This window comes from Beduinella massiliensis, assembly GCF_900199405.1.
In the GTDB taxonomy this organism is placed as follows: domain Bacteria; phylum Bacillota; class Clostridia; order Christensenellales; family Aristaeellaceae; genus Beduinella; species Beduinella massiliensis.
In genome coordinates, this window is sequence record NZ_LT963430.1 from 3,186,750 (window position 1) to 3,203,823 (window position 17,074).

At 52.5% G+C, this 17,074-nt stretch carries 22 protein-coding genes; 7 read left to right on the plus strand and 15 right to left on the minus strand.

Going from position 1 to position 17,074, the window contains the following annotated elements:
• Positions 1–24: 24 nt before the first annotated feature.
• The 3 genes from C1725_RS19025 to C1725_RS15435 are packed head-to-tail and all read right to left on the minus strand — an operon-like array spanning position 25 to position 1,286.
• A complete protein-coding gene (locus C1725_RS19025; RefSeq protein WP_146009267.1) occupies positions 25–339 on the minus strand; it encodes a hypothetical protein in 315 nt (104 codons plus the stop codon).
• Positions 326–1,096: a BRO family protein gene (locus tag C1725_RS15430; protein WP_102412478.1), complete on the minus strand. Its 771-nt coding sequence runs from the start codon at positions 1,094–1,096 to the stop codon at positions 326–328. Before C1725_RS15430 ends, C1725_RS19025 begins: the two co-directional genes overlap by 14 nt.
• On the minus strand, positions 1,086–1,286 hold the full coding sequence (locus C1725_RS15435; RefSeq protein ID WP_102412480.1) for a helix-turn-helix domain-containing protein: 201 nt from the start codon (positions 1,284–1,286) through the stop codon (positions 1,086–1,088). The genes C1725_RS15430 and C1725_RS15435 overlap by 11 nt, the downstream gene beginning before the upstream one ends.
• A 191-nt stretch (positions 1,287–1,477) precedes the next feature.
• On the opposite strand from C1725_RS15435, the gene C1725_RS15440 reads away from it, so the two are divergent.
• The 5 genes from C1725_RS15440 (at position 1,478) to C1725_RS15460 (ending at position 4,944) form a co-directional block, all read left to right on the plus strand.
• Entirely contained in the window at positions 1,478–2,182 is a 705-nt protein-coding gene (locus C1725_RS15440; RefSeq protein ID WP_102412481.1) for a S24 family peptidase, read from the plus strand.
• A complete protein-coding gene (locus C1725_RS15445; RefSeq protein ID WP_102412483.1) occupies positions 2,179–2,541 on the plus strand; it encodes a hypothetical protein in 363 nt (120 codons plus the stop codon). Before C1725_RS15440 ends, C1725_RS15445 begins: the two co-directional genes overlap by 4 nt.
• Before the next feature lie 129 nt (positions 2,542–2,670).
• Entirely contained in the window at positions 2,671–3,660 is a 990-nt protein-coding gene (locus C1725_RS15450; protein WP_102412485.1) for an MBL fold metallo-hydrolase, read from the plus strand.
• 8 nt (positions 3,661–3,668) lie between these two features.
• A complete protein-coding gene (locus tag C1725_RS15455; protein ID WP_102412487.1) occupies positions 3,669–3,875 on the plus strand; it encodes a DUF3006 family protein in 207 nt (68 codons plus the stop codon).
• Between the two features lie 22 nt (positions 3,876–3,897).
• The gene (locus C1725_RS15460; RefSeq protein WP_102412488.1) at positions 3,898–4,944 is read left to right on the plus strand and encodes a tyrosine-type recombinase/integrase; all 1,047 of its coding nucleotides are present in this window, start codon (positions 3,898–3,900) and stop codon (positions 4,942–4,944) included.
• Positions 4,945–5,078: 134 nt separating this feature from the next.
• On the opposite strand, the gene C1725_RS15465 is transcribed toward C1725_RS15460, so the two are convergent.
• The 6 genes from C1725_RS15465 to C1725_RS15485 all read right to left on the minus strand — a co-directional run bounded on the left by C1725_RS15465 (position 5,079) and on the right by C1725_RS15485 (position 10,901).
• Complete coding sequence (locus C1725_RS15465) at positions 5,079–6,791, minus strand: recombinase family protein (protein WP_102412490.1); 1,713 nt, start codon at positions 6,789–6,791, stop codon at positions 5,079–5,081.
• Between the two features lie 90 nt (positions 6,792–6,881).
• Entirely contained in the window at positions 6,882–7,022 is a 141-nt protein-coding gene (locus C1725_RS19475; protein ID WP_346026723.1) for a hypothetical protein, read from the minus strand.
• Positions 7,023–7,744: 722 nt separating this feature from the next.
• Entirely contained in the window at positions 7,745–8,167 is a 423-nt protein-coding gene (locus tag C1725_RS15470) for a sigma factor-like helix-turn-helix DNA-binding protein (RefSeq protein WP_102412492.1), read from the minus strand.
• Positions 8,168–8,621: 454 nt separating this feature from the next.
• A complete protein-coding gene (locus C1725_RS15475; protein ID WP_102412494.1) occupies positions 8,622–9,365 on the minus strand; it encodes an ABC transporter permease in 744 nt (247 codons plus the stop codon).
• Positions 9,362–10,087 (minus strand): ATP-binding cassette domain-containing protein, encoded by a 726-nt coding sequence (locus C1725_RS15480; RefSeq protein WP_102412496.1) that lies wholly within the window; start codon positions 10,085–10,087, stop codon positions 9,362–9,364. Before C1725_RS15480 ends, C1725_RS15475 begins: the two co-directional genes overlap by 4 nt.
• 70 nt (positions 10,088–10,157) lie before the next feature.
• Positions 10,158–10,901, minus strand: a complete 744-nt coding sequence (locus C1725_RS15485) for a MerR family transcriptional regulator (RefSeq protein ID WP_102412497.1) — start codon at positions 10,899–10,901, stop codon at positions 10,158–10,160.
• Between the two features lie 189 nt (positions 10,902–11,090).
• Between C1725_RS15485 and C1725_RS15490 the strand changes: the two genes are divergently transcribed.
• On the plus strand, positions 11,091–11,453 hold the full coding sequence (locus C1725_RS15490) for a helix-turn-helix domain-containing protein (RefSeq protein ID WP_428829592.1): 363 nt from the start codon (positions 11,091–11,093) through the stop codon (positions 11,451–11,453).
• A 187-nt stretch (positions 11,454–11,640) separates the two neighbouring features.
• Here C1725_RS15490 and C1725_RS15495 read toward each other — a convergent pair whose 3' ends face one another.
• Complete coding sequence (locus tag C1725_RS15495; protein ID WP_102412499.1) at positions 11,641–12,993, minus strand: relaxase/mobilization nuclease domain-containing protein; 1,353 nt, start codon at positions 12,991–12,993, stop codon at positions 11,641–11,643.
• A 254-nt stretch (positions 12,994–13,247) separates the two neighbouring features.
• Between C1725_RS15495 and C1725_RS15500 the strand changes: the two genes are divergently transcribed.
• Complete coding sequence (locus C1725_RS15500; RefSeq protein ID WP_102412500.1) at positions 13,248–14,828, plus strand: GmrSD restriction endonuclease domain-containing protein; 1,581 nt, start codon at positions 13,248–13,250, stop codon at positions 14,826–14,828.
• Positions 14,829–14,872: 44 nt separating this feature from the next.
• Here C1725_RS15500 and C1725_RS15505 read toward each other — a convergent pair whose 3' ends face one another.
• From C1725_RS15505 to C1725_RS15525, 5 genes are all read right to left on the minus strand, one after another.
• Positions 14,873–15,220, minus strand: coding sequence for a plasmid mobilization protein (locus tag C1725_RS15505; RefSeq protein ID WP_102412502.1), 348 nt, complete (start codon positions 15,218–15,220; stop codon positions 14,873–14,875).
• Entirely contained in the window at positions 15,217–15,402 is a 186-nt protein-coding gene (locus tag C1725_RS15510) for a DUF4316 domain-containing protein (protein WP_102412504.1), read from the minus strand. The genes C1725_RS15505 and C1725_RS15510 overlap by 4 nt, the downstream gene beginning before the upstream one ends.
• 395 nt (positions 15,403–15,797) lie before the next feature.
• The gene (locus C1725_RS15515) at positions 15,798–16,151 is read right to left on the minus strand and encodes a cysteine-rich VLP protein (protein WP_102412506.1); all 354 of its coding nucleotides are present in this window, start codon (positions 16,149–16,151) and stop codon (positions 15,798–15,800) included.
• Positions 16,148–16,807 (minus strand): CD1107 family mobile element protein, encoded by a 660-nt coding sequence (locus C1725_RS15520; RefSeq protein ID WP_102412508.1) that lies wholly within the window; start codon positions 16,805–16,807, stop codon positions 16,148–16,150. The genes C1725_RS15515 and C1725_RS15520 overlap by 4 nt, the downstream gene beginning before the upstream one ends.
• Positions 16,804–17,064, minus strand: coding sequence for a DUF4315 family protein (locus C1725_RS15525; RefSeq protein WP_102412509.1), 261 nt, complete (start codon positions 17,062–17,064; stop codon positions 16,804–16,806). The genes C1725_RS15520 and C1725_RS15525 overlap by 4 nt, the downstream gene beginning before the upstream one ends.
• Positions 17,065–17,074 lie beyond the last annotated feature (10 nt).

The following is a 17,074-nucleotide window of genomic DNA, read 5'->3' on the forward strand; positions in this document are numbered from 1 at the left end:
TTCATCGCCAAGTACCGGGCTATCTCACCGCGAAGCTCTGCGTCCTGTGATTTCCATACCTGCGCGAGCTTCTGGGATTTCGTAATCAATGTTTTCGGCATCGGTATCATCTCCTTGTACTAAATCGAGCAGGTTTCTCTCTGCGACGGAAAGGAGGTCGACCATATCATTGAGATAATCCTCGATAATCCCGATCCGCACAGCAATGTCGTTCGGTATCGCATGGCCGGATTCTGAACGCATGATCATATCCATGGTTAGATCGGCCATCGTCACCCTTGCGCAGTTGAGGGCCCCGGTCGCATGAGATACGTTGTCGTAGGAATCACATAGTTTCATCAATCTTTGCCTCCATGATTTCTTTTTTCCTGGTACCGAAATACTCGCGCCCCATGGGAGTGACAATCAGCTGCACGTGCTCAAATCCATCATCGTTTGTGGCCCGCAGCCGGAAGTAATCTTTTTTCGGCCCCAGGTATGGGGCATACGCTCTTAGGTCTTTACTTCCCCGCTTGCGGTATAGGAAGCGCCTTTGAAGCAGCCATCCTACAAGTTGATGCTCCGGGATGTCTAACACTTGTGCGGTATCCCGTATACCAGTCATCAGTCGTTTTGCCTCTTGGCCTCGATGGTACGCGACGCGGTGCTGCAGAAACTCCAACCGTGCGAGCATCCCGTCGTACTTCAGCGCAAGGTGTAGGTTCTCGTCCTTAATGTCTTCCAGGGCTGCTTTCAGCTTCTCGTGATCCGCGAGCAACTCTTGTGTGATATACAAGCCGTGCCGCCGGATCGACGGTAAGACTTCGTGCGTGACCCACCGACGGAAGGCTTTAGCCTCTGGTTTGCGGCTGCCGAGCACGAGCGTGTACAGGCCTGGTTCGTTGACGATGGAGACGTTTGGGTTGCCGCGATTTCCGTCACTTAAAGTGACGGTATTCTTTTCATCGTCATCTAACCTTGTCAGCGCTTTCCGGCTGTTCCCAAGCTCCAGGGCTCGGCACACATCCACCGCTACGAACCATGCTTCGCCGTCTTTGTCTATGGCACGGATCTGGCCAAAGTCCGGGTTTATGAAGACTTGAAGATCAGTCACCATTCTCTTCCTCCACAAAGTAGCTGATGCTCACGCCAAAGTAATCGGCGATTCGCTTGAGCTTATCGAGCTTAGGACTGCTCCGACCGTTTTTCCACCCGGAAAACGTACTCGTTGAAATTCCAGTTGCGTGAGCCACACGGTAAGCGGTTACCCCGTGGCTTTCCAGCAATTTCTCGAATTTGCGATACACGATGCCCCTCCTTTTCATTGCAATTAGCTCGGAAATATGATATAATTTTGTAAAAGCACAAAATCCATAGCTTCGAATCTTAATTCGATTTGTTTTCTGTACTATGCAAAAATAATAGCACAAGTTTCAAAGCTAGTCAATGATTTTAGCTCTTTTTTCTGTACTATTTTAAAAAAGGGGGAAATTTTTCTGTGTATGAGCGTTTTCAACAGCTGTTAGATGAACGCGGTATTACTGCATATCGTGTTGCCAAAGACCTTGGTTTTGGTACTTCAGCCATGACTGAGTGGAAAAAAGGACGTAGCACTCCCAAAAATGATAAACTAGCGAAGATCGCCGATTATTTTGGCGTTTCGCTAGATTGGCTTATAGGAAGAACAGACGTGCGCATTCCACAAGGATTCGTAGAATACTTTGATGGTGACCGCAACACGGCGGAATCTGCTTTTCATGCTGCTGAGTGGACTGAGATGATGTACGGGCCCTTAAGCCCGTCATCCATTCGTATCCCAGTGCTCGGTTCTGTCCCCGCCGGCCTTCCACTTGAGGCGATCGAGGACATTATAGACTGGGAGGAGCTTCCGGCTTCTATGGCCTCTGGAGGGCGTGAATACTTTGGTCTTCAGGTCAAAGGCAATAGCATGTATCCACAGTATCTGGACGGCGATGTGCTTATTGTTCGCAAGCAGCCCATTTGTGATAGTGGTGATGACGCGATTGTATTAGTGGATGGCAGTGACGCAGTGTTCAAGCGTGTACGACTAAACGGCGGCATGATGACACTCCAGCCATTGAATCCTGAATATGAGCCCCGCACGTTTACAGCCCAAGAAATCAAGAATCTTCCCGTTCAAATTCTCGGGGTCGTAGTCGAATTGCGGAGGAAGACCAAATGAAAAAGTATTATGCACGTCGCGCCATCCTTGCCATTTTAGTCTTTGTCACGTTCTTATCTCGCACCAACGGATTTTCGACTATATTGAAGGCGGAAGATGCGCAATCAGTGTTCTTCACGCTGTTAGGCGGCATAATTTGGCCTGTGACTATGTTTGTTGCTGCCAGCATTCTGGCAATCGTCTTGGTGTTTGCAATAAAATATGCTCATACTTTTATTGATTGGCTATGGGGCTTCCTTGCTTTTCGAGAACCGGAATCCGCTCAAAACTGCTCATGGGACGTGCTTACTGGTGTATTCGATGGTCTCGCGCTCGTGTTTTTTCTAGTTCTACTGGCATTTCCAAATATTATATTTTAATAGTTTGTGTGAAGGCTGGTGAAAGCTAAACCCTATCCCCCACGTATAGAGATAATAAAGTCTCGTATATAAGGATATAGTGTACAGCTTTCACCAGCCTTCACTTTTACAAAAAAAGGAGGCGTGTGTATGAAAAGGCTATCTATTGCCGTGTTGCTTATACTGCTGCTGCCTGTGGTCGCCTGGGCGGATCTGACTGTATCGTACATCGACGTCGGTCAGGGTGACGCCGCTCTCGTGCAATGTGACGGGCACAACATGCTCGTCGACGCGGGGCCAAACGCAAGCACAGATGCGCTACTCTCTTACCTTGCTGGCGCCGGAGCAACGTCTTACGATCTTGTTGTGGGCACTCACCCGCACGAAGATCACATCGGTGGCCTTGACAAAGTAATCGAGCAGTACGACGTCACAAACGTCTGGATGCCTCGTGTGCGGGCAGATACAAAAACGTTTGAAGACGTTCTACTTGCAATTCAAAGCAAAGGTCTGAAAATCACGGCGCCTACGCCAGGAACCATATTTACGCTTGGTGGTGCTACGGTCACGGCACTGGCTCCGATCGGCAGCAGTTACGCCGAAACAAATGACTACAGCATTGTGCTACGGATTGATTATGGAGGTACATCGTTTCTTTTCACCGGTGATGCAGAAGAAACCAGTGAAAACGAAATGCTTGCGGCCGGTGCACACCTCAAGGCCGATGTCCTGAAGGTCGGGCACCACGGGAGCAGCAGTTCCACGACCGATATGTTTCTCGATACAACCGATCCTGACTATGCCGTCATAAGCTGCGGAGCCGACAATTCATACGGACACCCGCACGCCGAAACCCTGCAAAAGCTAGACGCAAAAGGTATCCGAATACTCAGAACAGATAAGCTGGGCACTATCACGATCCAATCCGATGGCAAGGATGTGCTCTTAAATAGTCCCGAGCGCGATAACACACCGGATAATATTGATTCGGGCATAACCTACATCGGTAATAAAAACACGAAGAAGTTTCATAAGCCGATTTGCGGATCGCTGCCAGCGCCAAAGAACCAAGTCTATTTTGATGCAAGAGACGATGCAATTAACGCGGGCTATGACCCATGCAAAAAATGCAAGCCGTGAGGTGAAAGGTGAAATTCGTAGTTGATCGAATCGAGGGCATGATCGCAGTTTGTGAGGACGAGAACAGACAGATGGTCGAGATACCTCTGCATGCTCTGCCGTCTGGGGTGAAGGAAGGAACCGCCATCGAGCAGACAGACGAGGGCTATCGAGTGGCCGACAACGCTGAACGCCATGAACGCATTGCAAAACTAATGGATGATCTGTGGTATTAAATTGTAGGAGGAGGCAATATACGTGGCGACCGCAAAAAAGCTCCCAAGCGGGAGCTGGCGGGTAAACCTGTATGTCGGAAAAGACACGACCGGCAAGCGCCAATACAAGTCATTTACCGCCGGCACAAAGAAAGAAGCCGAATTCATGGCCGCTTCGTACAATGTTGAAAAGCGACACAGAACAAGGCCCGCAGAACTGACGATAGGCGAGGCGATCGATCAGTACATCGCGACGAAGACGGCGATCCTCTCCCCATCTACCGTGCGAGAGTATAAGCATTTAAAAGTATACGCGCTACAGGATCTGACCTCGTATAAGCTGTCTGAGATCACGCAGGAAGCCGTTCAGTCCGCGATAAACGCTTATGCGATGGATCACTCTCCCAAGTCTACTCGGAACGCGCATGGGCTGCTTTCCGCGGCTCTGGCAGAGGCCTTGCCTGACTTCGTTCTCCGCACTAAATTGCCAGCAAAGGTCCGGCCTGACATCGCCGTGCCCGACGACAGGGCAATCCAGGCCTTGATGGGATCTGTCGCCAACACAGCAATGGAAACCGCCCTTATACTTGCCTCCATGCTCGGGCTTCGACGAAGCGAGATCGCAGCGCTCACATGGAACGACTATGACCCTGTTCGCAAGACATTGCGGATTAACAAGGCCATGGTCGTGGATGATAAGCGCAATTGGGTTGTCAAGGCACCGAAGTCTTATGCAGGAACGCGAACCTTGACCCTGCCGGACTTCCTTTCTGAGTATCTGGAGAAGGCCCCTCGCTCCTCGGATTCCATTGTTCCGCTTACTCCCAACGCCATTACGCGCCGATTTGAGCGACTTCGGGATCGGTTAGGGCTCACCTTCCGTTTTCATGATCTTCGTCACTACAATGCGTCGGTTATGCTTGCCCTCGGCGTCCCAGACCGGTATGCAATGGAGCGCATGGGACACGCAACGCCCAACATGCTAAAAACCGTATATCAACACACAATGCAGGAAAAACAGAGAGACGTTGCGGATAAAGTCAACGACTATTTCACAGCAATGCAACACGAAATGCAACACGGAAAATAAATTTTTCTTATATATCAACGTATTTTTACGCAATATAGCCAGGTTCAAATCCTGTCACCTCGACCATGCGGAGTGTCCTTATAGGATTTGAGTATCCTATTAAGGACACTCCGCTTTTTTATTTCTATGGCGCTTCAACTTGCAATCTGTTCCGGGGAGTAGCGAACGGCTACTCCCTTTCTTGTTTGCATCAGGATGGCGGCCTCGGGGATGTCCTTGCACTTGGGGGCGATAAACGCGCCGATGAAGTGATAATGGATGACCACCCGCTGGCGGGTCACGCCGTCCACCTTTTCCGCGTGGTACACGTCTATATGGTCTATCAGCTCCGTTACCATGCGCTGGGTCAGCTCCCGCACATCGGTATATTGGCGGATCGTATCAAGAAACAGCTCGGCGGTCATCGTTTGGCTGCCCTCCTTGCGAAGCTCTTTCCGCAGGGCCTTGATTTTTCCGGCCACCTCGCCCTGTTCCTGTTCGTACTTTTGCGCCATGCGGGAGAACCGCTCGTCGCTGATTTTCCCAGCCACGTTGTCCTCATAGATACGTTCAAAAAGCACGTCAAGCTCCTTATCCCGCGCCAGCAGGCCCTCAAGCTCCTTTTGCTTTCTTATGCGGTCACGCTCCGCTGTTTTTATGGAGCGCCCTACAATAGCCCGTGCGAAATCGTCCTCATACTCATTGGCAAAGCGGGTTAGGCGGCGGATCTCCTCCAGCACTACACGCTCCAGAAAGTCTAAGCGGATATAATGCGTTGTGGCACATCTGCCCCGTGCGCTGTTATTGTTGGCGCAGTTGAAATACTTAATGTCGGCGTTATTGTAGTTGACATGATAATTGAGGTTTCCGCCGCAATCAGGGCATTTCAGTAAACCGGAAAAAATACTGCACTCCCCGTCGGTCTTGTTGGGTTTCTTGCGGGTGCCGCGCTTCTTCTGTACCTTCTCCCATGTCTCCCGGTCAATGATGGGCTCGTGAACATTCAAGAATACGGCCCGGTTTTCTTCGGGGTTTTCAATCCGCTTTTTCATCTTGTAAGACTTGGAGAAAGTTTTGAAGTTTATCACGTCCCCACAGTATTCCTGTAAGGAAAGGATTTTAGCAACGGTAGAGTGCCGCCAGTCCGTGGGGGAAAACTTGGTCTTTTTACCGCCCCAGCCCACGCCCTTGCTCTGCCAATAGGCGGTAGGAGTAAGAACGCCATCCTCAGCGAGTGCGGCGGCAATTTCCCCGATCCCGCGGCCGTCCAAGGCCATCCTGAATATACGGCGGACATTCACGGCGGCTGCCTCGTCCACAATCCAGCGGGTGGGTGTGGCCTCCGGGTCTTTCATGTACCCATAAGGCGGGGGTGAGAGCGGGACGCCGGAATTGCCCTTTAACTTATTGACGATCCGGCGCTTTTTGGAGATGTCCTTTGCATACCACTCGTTCATAATGTTGCGAAACGGGGTAAACTCGTTGTCGCCGTCCTCGCTGTCCACACCGTCGGAAACAGCTACCAGCCGCACATCATGCTCGGGGAAAAACTCCTCCGTGTAGTAGCCGACTTTCAGATAGTCACGGCCCAGGCGTGAAAGGTCTTTCACGAACACGGCGGAGATATAGCCCGCCTCGATTGCCTTAATCATCTCATTGAAGCCGGGGCGGTCAAGGGTGGTGCCGGTGATCCCATCATCTACGAAAAACAGGGTGTCGGTATAGCCCTTCTCCTTTGCCACCTTTTTTAAAAGTGCCTTTTGGTTGGTAATGCTGTTGGACTCGTTGTCCATGTTATCGTCACGGCTCAGACGGCAGTACAAAGCGGCGGTATTGATTGAGTGCTTCCTGTTGTTCGACTGTTTCAAAATGTCCTCCTTTCCGGCAGTCAAACAAGCAGTATTTACACTTATATTATACCTCTGCCGACCGCCTATGAAAAGGATGCCTCTGAATGTTCAAAACCGTTCCGCGTCCGCCTGCATGAGCTTTAATAGAATTGCGGCCAACGTCTCGCCTTCGTCGCTGTAGACCGGCTCGACCACAAAAGTAATTTTATCTATCTGATAGCTATACTCTTCTGTGCAGTTACCAGACATTCTGCCTCCTCTCTCGCTTTGTGTGGATAGACTACCAGCCTCCCCTTGTCCCGTGGGGAAACGTGAAAGGGCGGCGCGAGTGCGCCGCCCTTTCACCTTCCTCCACCTCTGGCCAGGATGACCAGAAGCGGAGGGGATAAGGCAGGGGCCGCCGATCCGGGGAAGTTTGGCCTGTTACAAGACAGAGAGGCCCCGGATGGGGCGGCCCCCTTGATTGCTATATCTGCGCCGTATTTGCCACGCATCCCCGGCGCGGGGAACATTTCAGGCCGCCGGTGGCTCCGACTGTCATAGCTCCACCGTACCGCTGCCTCGCCGTCACAAGCTCCATATCCCTCGCTTCCGCCTTGCGGCAAAAGCTCGTTCATTTCGCTGTTCCGGCTCCTCCCAGCAAATCATTGATTTGCCGGGAACCCTTTTAGGCTGGCGCATACAGCAGGGCTCCCCCGCAAGTCCGTGGGAGGGCGTGAGCAAGTTTCATTATCCCCCGCGCTGTCATCGCGCCCGGCTTGCCGTGGCCGGGTCAAAGACTGGCGTTGATCGCTCGGATAGCTTGTCCTTCATACCCCCTTAAAGCTATCTGTCCTGGCGGCGCGTCTTTCGTCGCTACTCACGCGGGTTTTGTGCCTGAAATGCTGTCTATTCAGTTGTCACGGTTCCAAAGAAAGGGCTTGTACCTCTTTCTATTTACCATGTCTTTTTCAGGGTCAAACCGCAGGCGATTAGATGGAAGTTTTCAAAAGTTCCCGGAGCAATTTTAAGCCCCGGCTGATGCTGTCCCGGACAGCGCTCTCCGCCACCCCCTCGGCCCGCGCAAGGTCAGACTTGCTCACGCCGAGTATGTAATGAGCATACACACGGCGGCTCTGCTTTTCCGGGAGAGCGGCAAGGGCGGCATACAGGGCCTCGATTTTTTCTTTCTCCTCATAGAGTTCGGCGGGAGAGGGGGCGAAGCGCAGGGAGCTATGCTCAATGCCGTCCCCGCGATCCAGGGAATACTGTGCCTTGTAGCGGTACATTTGGCGGCGGGCGTTGGACTCCCGCCGGGCGGCGGTGGTCATGGCCTCGGCAACGGCCTGGGAAACTTCCACAAACAGGTCACTATGGTAAAACGGGTACACGTCCCGCAGATTGAGCATGGTCATTTGTAAATCCTCCATTTCGATGTTGGGCGGTTGACGGGTGAACAGATCGAAATGGAGGGCGGCGGGGAGCGGCACCCAGGGGAGCCGCTCCGCACCTCTGGCCACGCTGGCCAGAAGCGGGTACAAAAAACGTCCGCACAGCAGATAGCTATGCGGACGCACGAAACGAAACAATCTATAAAGTAGTGATATGTTTCATGTATACTGGCGGACTGATCCCATGCAAAGATTGGCCTTTTTTTAAGCGGTAAAGTTTGTTAGGGACTAAACTGTAACATGGCGGCCTCCTCCCTTATGCCGCCGCTTATAGGGGTAGCAAAACGGCGGCTTTGATTTCTCAAAAGCCGCCGTCAAGTGGGCGTGAAGATATATCTGCTGTACGACGGCTTTTTTTCTTTTGCCGTCGTGCGGCAGTTTTGGCGTTATAGCGTATAGTCCCTATGGAAAATGGGGGTTACTCCCACTTAAAACATTTCACCGCAATTCCAGTACAGAGAACTGTCACAGCCCCCATCACGACGATAGGAAGCCAGACGTTGCCGACCGGCAAGCCAAGGGAAGTTTCTTTCATGAGCTGGATGCCTTGGGTCATAGGTAGTACACGGATGATTTTCTGTATCATTTCGGGCATGACTTCAAAGGGTAATGTCGCGCCGGAGAAAATCAGCATGGGGAAGTAGAGCACACAGGCAATCACACTAGCCGTCTTTTCGTTTTTCGCAATACCGCCCACCATCATTCCAATGCTCAAGGTGGACACCATAGTCAACAGCCAGCTACCCAAAAACGCCAGCCAAGAGCCATGAATGGTGACATTCCAAAAAAGCCTTGCCACAGGGATCAGTGTCAGCATAGAGACAGCGGCGTAAATCACATAGATCGTAAACTCCACAGCCAACAGCATAACGGGACTGACCGGGGTCACTTGAAAGCGTTTCAGAATTTTGCGCTCCCGATATTCCGCCACCACCAGGGGCAGTCCCATCAAGCCCCCCGCGCAGATGGAGATGGTACAGAGCGCACCAAAGGACTGATCCATAAAGGTGTATGCCGCGCCGTCGGCGGCGGGCTTTGGGCCGTAGAGAAAGCCGAGGATGACCAAGACCACCAGCGGCATGATGATGGCGAAAATCACCATGTTCATATTTCGTATGTTGAGCTTCAACTCATTTTTCAAGAGCGTTCCAAAGGCTTTCATTCGTCCGTTCCCTCCTCGCCGGAAAGCACCAGATAGGCGTCCTCAAATTTTTCGCAGCCACATTGTTCGTTTGCCTGGGCTACCGTCCCGCAGAAAACAGCTCTGCCGTTTTTGAGGATGCAGATTTCATCGCACAGGGCCTCAACCTCGTCCATGAAGTGTGAGGTCAGAAAGATGGTCAGGCCTTTGCTTTTCAGCCCCTCAAGTATTTTCCAGACATCCCGCCGCGCTTTTGCGTCAAGCCCGGTTGTCAGCTCGTCAAGAAAGACAAGCTGGGGATCTGGAATTAATGCCAGAACAATGAAAAGACGTTGGCGCTCCCCGCCGGATAGACTTTTCACCGCCCGGCTCACCTTGTCCCCGATTCCAAATTGTTCACATAGAGATTTCCAGTCGGCAGGGCTTTTGTAGAGGCAAGCCGTTTCCTCGCATAGTTCCGAAACTTTGATTTCCGGCTGATAGTCTCCCTCTTGAAATTGAACGCCTACCTCCTGGAACAAATTACGGCGGTCTTTTTTGGGATCGCGGCCAAGGACGGATATAGTGCCGCTATCGGCCTTTCTCGTCCCTAAAATACATTCGATGGTCGTACTCTTTCCCGCACCGTTTGCCCCCAGCAAACCGAAAACCATATTTTTTCGGACGCATAGGTTTAGGTTGTCCAACGCAAGCTGATTGCCGTATGACTTCGACAACCGCTCGACTTTGAGTGCTTCCTGCATACGCATACCCTCCTTTTTGTGATGATAAAAGAATACCACCAATGAAAACATTGGTGGTAAGATGGAGGGTTTATGAGTATTGCCGTTTCATTTTCTGCAACATTTCCATCAGAATGACGGCGTTTTTTTTCGCCGCAGACAGGGAGCGGATTAACTGGTCACAAGCCGAGATAATATCGTCGGATGGCCTTGGCGTATTGAGCACAGTCTTAATATCCACGTTGGGATTTTTGGATAGCTGTTGGATCATCCGTAAAATGGCCTCCAGCGAGTAATTGGCACAGCGCAGGGCGCGAATGATTTTCAGACGTTTGATATCGTCATCCGTATAGATGCGATAGCCGTTTTCTTTCCGCTTAACCGCCAGCAAGCCGTTCATTTCCCAATTCCGCAGGGTGTCCATTGAAACGCCTAAATACTCAGATACTTCTTTCCGCTTCATAAAAGTCCTGTTCTCTTGGTTTTCGCCAGATATGATTTGTTTCACAATGCGGATCGCATCCTCCGCATTATCACGCTCTTGAAGCAGCCCGCTTAAATATGACTGCGTAAGGGAAAGGGCATCATCAAACTTCCCCGCCGCCGACAATTTGACCATCTGAAATATTTTCTTTCGCAGGCCGCTTTGCAGGATTTCAATTTGAAAGGCTGTACGGGCAAGCCGGATTTGATCAATGTGAAAATCCGTAAAGACCCGATACCCATTCTCTTTCCGCTCCGGCCTTGGAATAATGCCCCATTCTTCATACAGGCGCACGGTGTTTGGATGTATTCCAATCACGGCGGCGACCTGTGATGTTTTGTATGTGTTCACAGCAAACCACCTCCAATCTCCTGTAGTATATCTCATTTTGAAAGTCTGGTGTTATAGTGGAGGGTTTCACTATAAGGCATCTGTATTTTGCTTGCAAGGATGCAAATAGGAAATAAAATACTACTAATTCATAAAATTGTGTTTCGTTTTCATAATGTACCCTGAAATGTAGAATGATATAGGGGTGATATGAAAATGTACCAATACGATAAGCGCCTTGACTTCCACGCCCTGGGGCGGGAAATCAAGCGCAAGAGGGAGGCCAAAGGTTGGACACAGGAATATCTGGCCCAGCTTGTGGATCGTACTCCGCGCTCCATCATGTATATCGAAAACCGGGGCCAGCATCCCAGCCTCAACACCTTTTATCAGCTCGTCACCCTGCTGGATATTTCCGTAGACCAATTTTTCTATCCAGACAAGCAAAACGGCCAGAGCGACTGCCGGAAGCATATTGATGTCTTGCTCAATTCGATGGATGAGAAAGAACTAACAATTATGGAAGCCACAGCGGAGGGACTGAAAAAGGCCCGTGGAAGGTCGGAAGCGTGAAAACGCGGCCAACCTTTTTTTGTGAAGGTTCCGGGGAGCGCGTTAGCGGCAAGCAAGGCAAGTGTATAGACACTTGCCATTTTCGCGCCGCGAAAATGCTTGCTGGGGTGCCCCCAGACCCGCTGGACTTCTGGCCACACTGGCCAGAAGTCCGGGGCGCGTCGCGCCCCTTGTCGGCGGCCCGTCGCTATCGCTCCTGGGCCTTATTTTCCCGCCCATCCGTCAGGCCGAGCAGGTGATCCACGTTGTCCTTGACGGCCACCAGCTCCCGCATCTGCCGCTGGGCCTCCCGGTAGTCGGTGTAAAGGGCCTTTTTCTTGTCGGCCAACTCCCGGCGGGATTTTTTGAGCGCGTCCATCCGGGAGAGCTTTGCCCCACCCAGGATGTCATTCATAGAAGCGCGGGCGGCCCGGTAGGTGGCAAGCTCCGCCTCGTGTTCGGCCAGATACTTTTTGGAGTACCGGGCGGCCTTGTAGCCGTCGAACACTGGCCGGGTCTTGGCATAGTCCACCACGGCCCCCATGAGCTGGCCGGTCTTGGTGAGCTCCGCCTCCACGGACTGGAGCTCCCCGGCCAGGGAGTGAGCGCGATCCACCGCCCCCGTGGTGGCGGCAGCCAGCGCGTCATAGTCGGTCAGGCCGTGCTCCAGGAGGTACTGGAGGGCGGCGGCCATCTGTTTGAGATTGTAGACCTTGGCCCACCGCTCGTATGCCGGGCCCTTGCCCCTGCGCATTCGCTCCTGGATGTCGATGACCAGATCGACACGCCGGAGAGCCGGGCGAGGGCGCTCCGGCGCTCTCTTACGGGTGGGGGCCGTGCCGTCGATAACGGCCCCCACGTCCTCGGGGCCGTAGCCGTCCCCCAGGGTGGAGGCCCGGAGCCGGGAGGCGCAATCCTGGCCGGGGACACGGAAGGAGATCACGCCGCCCCGCCCATGCACCACCTGAACGCCCGCCGCCTCCACGCGGCGGAGGAAGTCGGCAAAGTCGGCGGGGCGCTCGGTCAGGGCCGTGTCTATGGCGCGGCGGATCTGCTCCTTGAAAGAGGGGGGCCGGGCCTCGCCCATCCACTGGCCGTAATGCTGATACTTGCCCTTGCTGTGGAGCTTGGGGCGCTCCACCACGGAAAGGGAGTGTTCCAGGCACACCCGGTCAGAGAGCCGCCGCAGGGCAAAGGTGGAGCCGATGAAGTTGCGAAACTTCCGGGAGCGGTCAACGGCGGTGGAATTGAAATAGATATGGTTGTGAATGTGCCCCTTGTCAATATGGGTGCAGACGAAAAACTGGTACTTGCCCTTTGTCCAGCGGAGGGCGGTTTCATAGCCGATCCGGTTGGCCTCCTCCGCCGTGACCTCCCCCTCGGGGAACGCCTGCCGTATCTGATAACACAGCGCCCCCTGCTCCGCCGTCCGGCCCGTTTCCACTTGATACTGGCTTTTCACCAGCATAAACTCGGCGTGGGCCGCCTCGGGATCGCAGAGGTAGGCGGACACGGCCCCCAGCTTCTCCGGGTTCAGGCCGTAGTCAAAACGGCCTTTCATGCTCTGTACAGCGGACTTGCCCACCGTTCTTTTGTGAGGCTTGATGTAGGTCGTGGCCGTGGGCGTTCCCCCTTTCTATGAAGAAAGGCGGCGGCTGTTTTCAGCCGCCGCCTGTGGCCCAGCTTCTGGCCAGTGTGACCAGAAGTTTGTCTGCCTCGCTAATAAAATTTTTTAGTTATCTGAACATTGATGACTGCAAAGTATTGTCGAAATGTAATATATGGAGTATAGTAAACCAAAAGGGAGGCGATTGAATGGCGGAAATTTCAATTCGTAGAATTATTGAAAAGACTCTCACAGGAGAAATCAGAATTCCCTCATTTCAACGTGGATTTGTTTGGGAACCTGAAAAAGTAGCTTTTTTTATTGATAGTCTCTATAAGGGATATCCTATTGGCTCTTTACTTTTCTGGAGAACAAATGAACGGTTAGATAATGAGCGCCGTTTAGGTTGTTTTGACTTACCAGAGCCAACAAAAGGTTATCCTTTAGATTATGTTTTGGATGGGCAACAACGGATTACATCAATTTTTTCTGTGTTTCAGACAGAATTGTCAGCCTCATCATCGTCAAATTGGATGGACATCTATTATGTTCTCGGCAGTTCAGCTGATAGTCAACAAAGCCAGTTTGTCCCTCTTGACTCTGATGCAGTTGATACTAAATTGCACTTTCCATTAAATTGCCTTTTTGATTCTGTTAAGTATCGTAAGGCAACCGAGGGATTAGAGGATTCAACAAAAGTTGAAGTTGACAAGTTACAAGAAATATTTAAGGAGATTCAAATTCCATTCCAGCTAATGGAGACAGATGATCGTGCGCATGTTGCGATAGTTTTTGAACGCATTAACCGAACTGGCGTGCCGCTGGATTCTTTCCAACTCTTGAAAGCTTGGAGCTGGAGTACTGATTTTGATTTACAGGAACAACTTGATGATTTGTCCTCGGAACTTGCGGATTATGGATATGACGGATTAACTACTGATCAAGACTTGCTCTTAAAGTGTTTTACTGGCTATATCCTTGGAGAAACTTCTCCGGGTTCAATTACGAAACTAAACGGTGAAAACATTCGCACAAATTACGACGAAATAAAAAATGGCATTAAGTCGGCTGTTGACTTTATAAGGTCAGAACTAAAACTCGACAGCCTAAAGTATCTACCATATCCAGCTATGTTGGTATCACTTGTAAAGTTTTTTGGTACGCCCAAAAAAGGCGGGGCCACATATACGGATTTACAACGCCAAAGCCTTATCAAATGGTTTTGGCGTGGGTGCTTCTCTAGGCGGTATTCTAGCGGTGTGAACAGCGCTCACGAAAGCGATTTGCAAGCAATGAAAAATTTAGCGCAAGATGAGCGTTTCGATATTTGCTCATTTAAGTGTGAAATATTTCCATCCTTTTTTACCGGAAATGTATTTAATCTTAATACAGTCAATACAAAGACTTTCATAGCTATGCTAGCATCTGCATCTCCACGTTCATTTATTTCTGGTGCTAATGTAGACCTCTCAGAACCAATGAAATTAGCCAATTCAAAAGAATTTCACCATATATTTCCGGCCAAACATTTGCAACGTCTTGGTCTGGAGAGGAGTCAAATTTACTGTCTGGCAAATTTTTGCTTTTTAAATAATGCAGACAATCAAAAAATTAAGGACAAGGCTCCCGAAGATTATTGCAAAATGATAACTACAGACAAAATAGATGAAATACTTGCATCTGCAATTTGTCCGTCCCAAACATTTTCACTTGATTATGATACATTTATTACTGAACGGGCAAAACAGTTGGTATCATATTCAAAAAAATTGTGCGGAATTATAGCTTAAAATAGTTGCGGGTACAGCAAGTTTAACTGCTGTGCCCGCAATTGTTATATCTTTACCACGACGGCCAGCTTTTCCAGCAGCTCGGAGAGAGGCCCCCACAGGTCGGCATAGTCTTTTTGCAGGGCCTTGATCTCCTCGGGGCAGATGCCGCCGTAGGTGTTTGCCTGGATCGCCACCTGGTTCAGATTGTTGGAGCACCGGCGCTGGAGGGAGACAAGCTCCCGGACGGGTTCAAGATCGACGTTGAGCACATAGCCGGTTAGGGCCATTTTGCGGATATAGGCGCTCAGGTTGCGGATGCCCGCCTGGGCCATGCGCTCCCGGATGGCCTCCAGCTCGTCAGGGCGCACCCACACATAGATGGGCACGTTGCGGACGCGCTTCTGGTTCACCGCTCCTCACGCTCCAGGCTGCGCCTGCGCCGGGGCGGTTCCTTCACCTTGTCCGTTTCCATCACCGGAGCCGGGGGCACGGGAACGGACGGCGGGGCCGGAAGGTTGTTGATAATCCCGTTGATGTGGTCATAGTTCTGCTCCATAGACAGCTTCGCGTTTTTTAAAGGGTTGTTATCCATAGACTCCTCCTAAAAGCATTGTCTTTTTCAACAAATTATTGTATTATATTTGCGGGCCAATGTCTGCCCCCTCCTGGCCCACCAGACTCCACAGGAATTACAGCAAATGAGAGTATCACTAAAGGAGGGGGAGTGCTGATGTCTAAAATTATCGCAGGTGTTCAGAAAATCATTGGTAAGGTATCCGGCCATCGTTACACTGGTCTTACACTCAAGATGCCATTCGTCAACCTCTCATTTGCCCCTGTGCTTTTTAACAGCCCCTAAATGGGGCTGTTTTTGTTAGCTTTTTAAGCCGGAAACGGGGGCCGGACGTGAAAACGTACCGGCCCCCAATAAACCGGGCCCGCGAAGTCTTGAAACAAGCGGGGTTCAAAGGGCCAAAAGCTCACAGGTCAGCCCCGGTTTTTCCTCATATATCCCCGCTGGCGCTTACGCCTCGCGGCCCCGGTGCAAGCCTCGGAGCAGTAGGCCCGCCGCCCATGGGGGACGAAGGCCCCGCCGCAGACGGGGCAAATCCGCATCTCCGGGGCCGGGCCCTCGGTGGTGAGCGCCGCCTCCAGCGCCGGATCGGTGGGGAGCACGGCCTCCCGGAAATAGCGGCACAGGGCCCCCGTCCAGCACTTGCCCAGCATATAGCACTCACAGTCCAGGGGCAGGCATCCGTATTCCCGGTCATAGTTGGCGCACAGGGAGAGCACCAGCTTGCGGATGGACGCCCTTTCCTCGCGGGTCAGTTCCCGGCTCATTCCTCCGGCTCCCCGTCGCCGTCCTCGTCCCAGGGCGGGCCGTCCTCATAGTCCTCCTCGTAGGGGGTGGGCTCGTCGGCGCAATCCTCCTCGGGCGTGGGGGCCCCCTGGTGCTTGGGTCGGTAAACCTTGAAGTAGAACGCGGCCCCGCCGCCGAGCAGGAGCACCGCCAGCCCCAGCAGAAAGGGCCCGGCCCCGCCCTTGGCCTGCGGCTCAGGCTCCGGGGCCGGGGCCGGTTCCGGGCTGGGTACAGGGTCAGGCTCGGGGCTGGGGGCCAGGGGCTCTCCGTTGGCCTCGGCCAGCGCCGCGAGGTCGGCCAGGGTGACGGCATTCAGGAAGTACACATTCTCCGCGCCCCGCTGCCGGTCAATGACGAGATAGAAAACGGACTCGTCCGCCGTGGTGATGGTGAAAAACTCCTTGCCCTCCTGGTCTGTGGCATTGTCCACCACCGTACCCGTGCCGGGCGGGGTAAAGGGCCTCTGCTCCGGCTCCGGGGAGGGGGCCGGGGCCGTCTCCGCCGGGTCGAGCCCCTCCCACAGATCGCTGCCCTCGGTGCCCCCGCCCTCGTCGGAAAAGGCATAGGCCGGGACGGTGAAGCTGCAGAGCAGGACGGCGGCGCACAGGGCCGCCGCTAAAAACCGCGCTTTTCTCATTCCGCCGCCCCCTCTCCCGCAGGGCCGGACTTCTGGCCAGTGTGACCAGAAGCGCCCTCCCCGCCCCGAAGCTTCTGGAGCAGGAGGGGCAGCTCGTCCAGGGGCACGCTCATACCCCGCACGATGTCCACGATCTCCTCGTTTTCCGCCTCCCGGTGCTTCTGCTCCAATTCTTTCAGCTTGGCCTGGGCCTCGCTGATCTTAGCCTTGACCTTTTCCATCTCGGCCTGGATTTTCGCGCTTTTGCTTGTCGCCATGTAAAACCTC

Bases quoted from the DNA above. Each gene is read 5' to 3' on its own strand.
- C1725_RS19025 (WP_146009267.1), bottom strand. From the start codon at position 339: ATGAAACTATGTGATTCCTACGACAACGTATCTCATGCGACCGGGGCC.
- C1725_RS15430 (WP_102412478.1), bottom strand. From the start codon at position 1,096: ATGGTGACTGATCTTCAAGTCTTCATAAACCCGGACTTTGGCCAGATC.
- C1725_RS15445 (WP_102412483.1), top strand. From the start codon at position 2,179: ATGAAAAAGTATTATGCACGTCGCGCCATCCTTGCCATTTTAGTCTTT.
- C1725_RS15450 (WP_102412485.1), top strand. From the start codon at position 2,671: ATGAAAAGGCTATCTATTGCCGTGTTGCTTATACTGCTGCTGCCTGTG.
- C1725_RS19475 (WP_346026723.1), bottom strand. From the start codon at position 7,022: ATGTCTGGTAACTGCACAGAAGAGTATAGCTATCAGATAGATAAAATT.
- C1725_RS15470 (WP_102412492.1), bottom strand. From the start codon at position 8,167: ATGACCATGCTCAATCTGCGGGACGTGTACCCGTTTTACCATAGTGAC.
- C1725_RS15475 (WP_102412494.1), bottom strand. From the start codon at position 9,365: ATGAAAGCCTTTGGAACGCTCTTGAAAAATGAGTTGAAGCTCAACATA.
- C1725_RS15480 (WP_102412496.1), bottom strand. From the start codon at position 10,087: ATGCAGGAAGCACTCAAAGTCGAGCGGTTGTCGAAGTCATACGGCAAT.
- C1725_RS15490 (WP_428829592.1), top strand. From the start codon at position 11,091: ATGAAAATGTACCAATACGATAAGCGCCTTGACTTCCACGCCCTGGGG.
- C1725_RS15495 (WP_102412499.1), bottom strand. From the start codon at position 12,993: ATGAAAGGCCGTTTTGACTACGGCCTGAACCCGGAGAAGCTGGGGGCC.
- C1725_RS15500 (WP_102412500.1), top strand. From the start codon at position 13,248: ATGGCGGAAATTTCAATTCGTAGAATTATTGAAAAGACTCTCACAGGA.
- C1725_RS15510 (WP_102412504.1), bottom strand. From the start codon at position 15,402: ATGGATAACAACCCTTTAAAAAACGCGAAGCTGTCTATGGAGCAGAAC.
- C1725_RS15515 (WP_102412506.1), bottom strand. From the start codon at position 16,151: ATGAGCCGGGAACTGACCCGCGAGGAAAGGGCGTCCATCCGCAAGCTG.
- C1725_RS15520 (WP_102412508.1), bottom strand. From the start codon at position 16,807: ATGAGAAAAGCGCGGTTTTTAGCGGCGGCCCTGTGCGCCGCCGTCCTG.
- C1725_RS15525 (WP_102412509.1), bottom strand. From the start codon at position 17,064: ATGGCGACAAGCAAAAGCGCGAAAATCCAGGCCGAGATGGAAAAGGTC.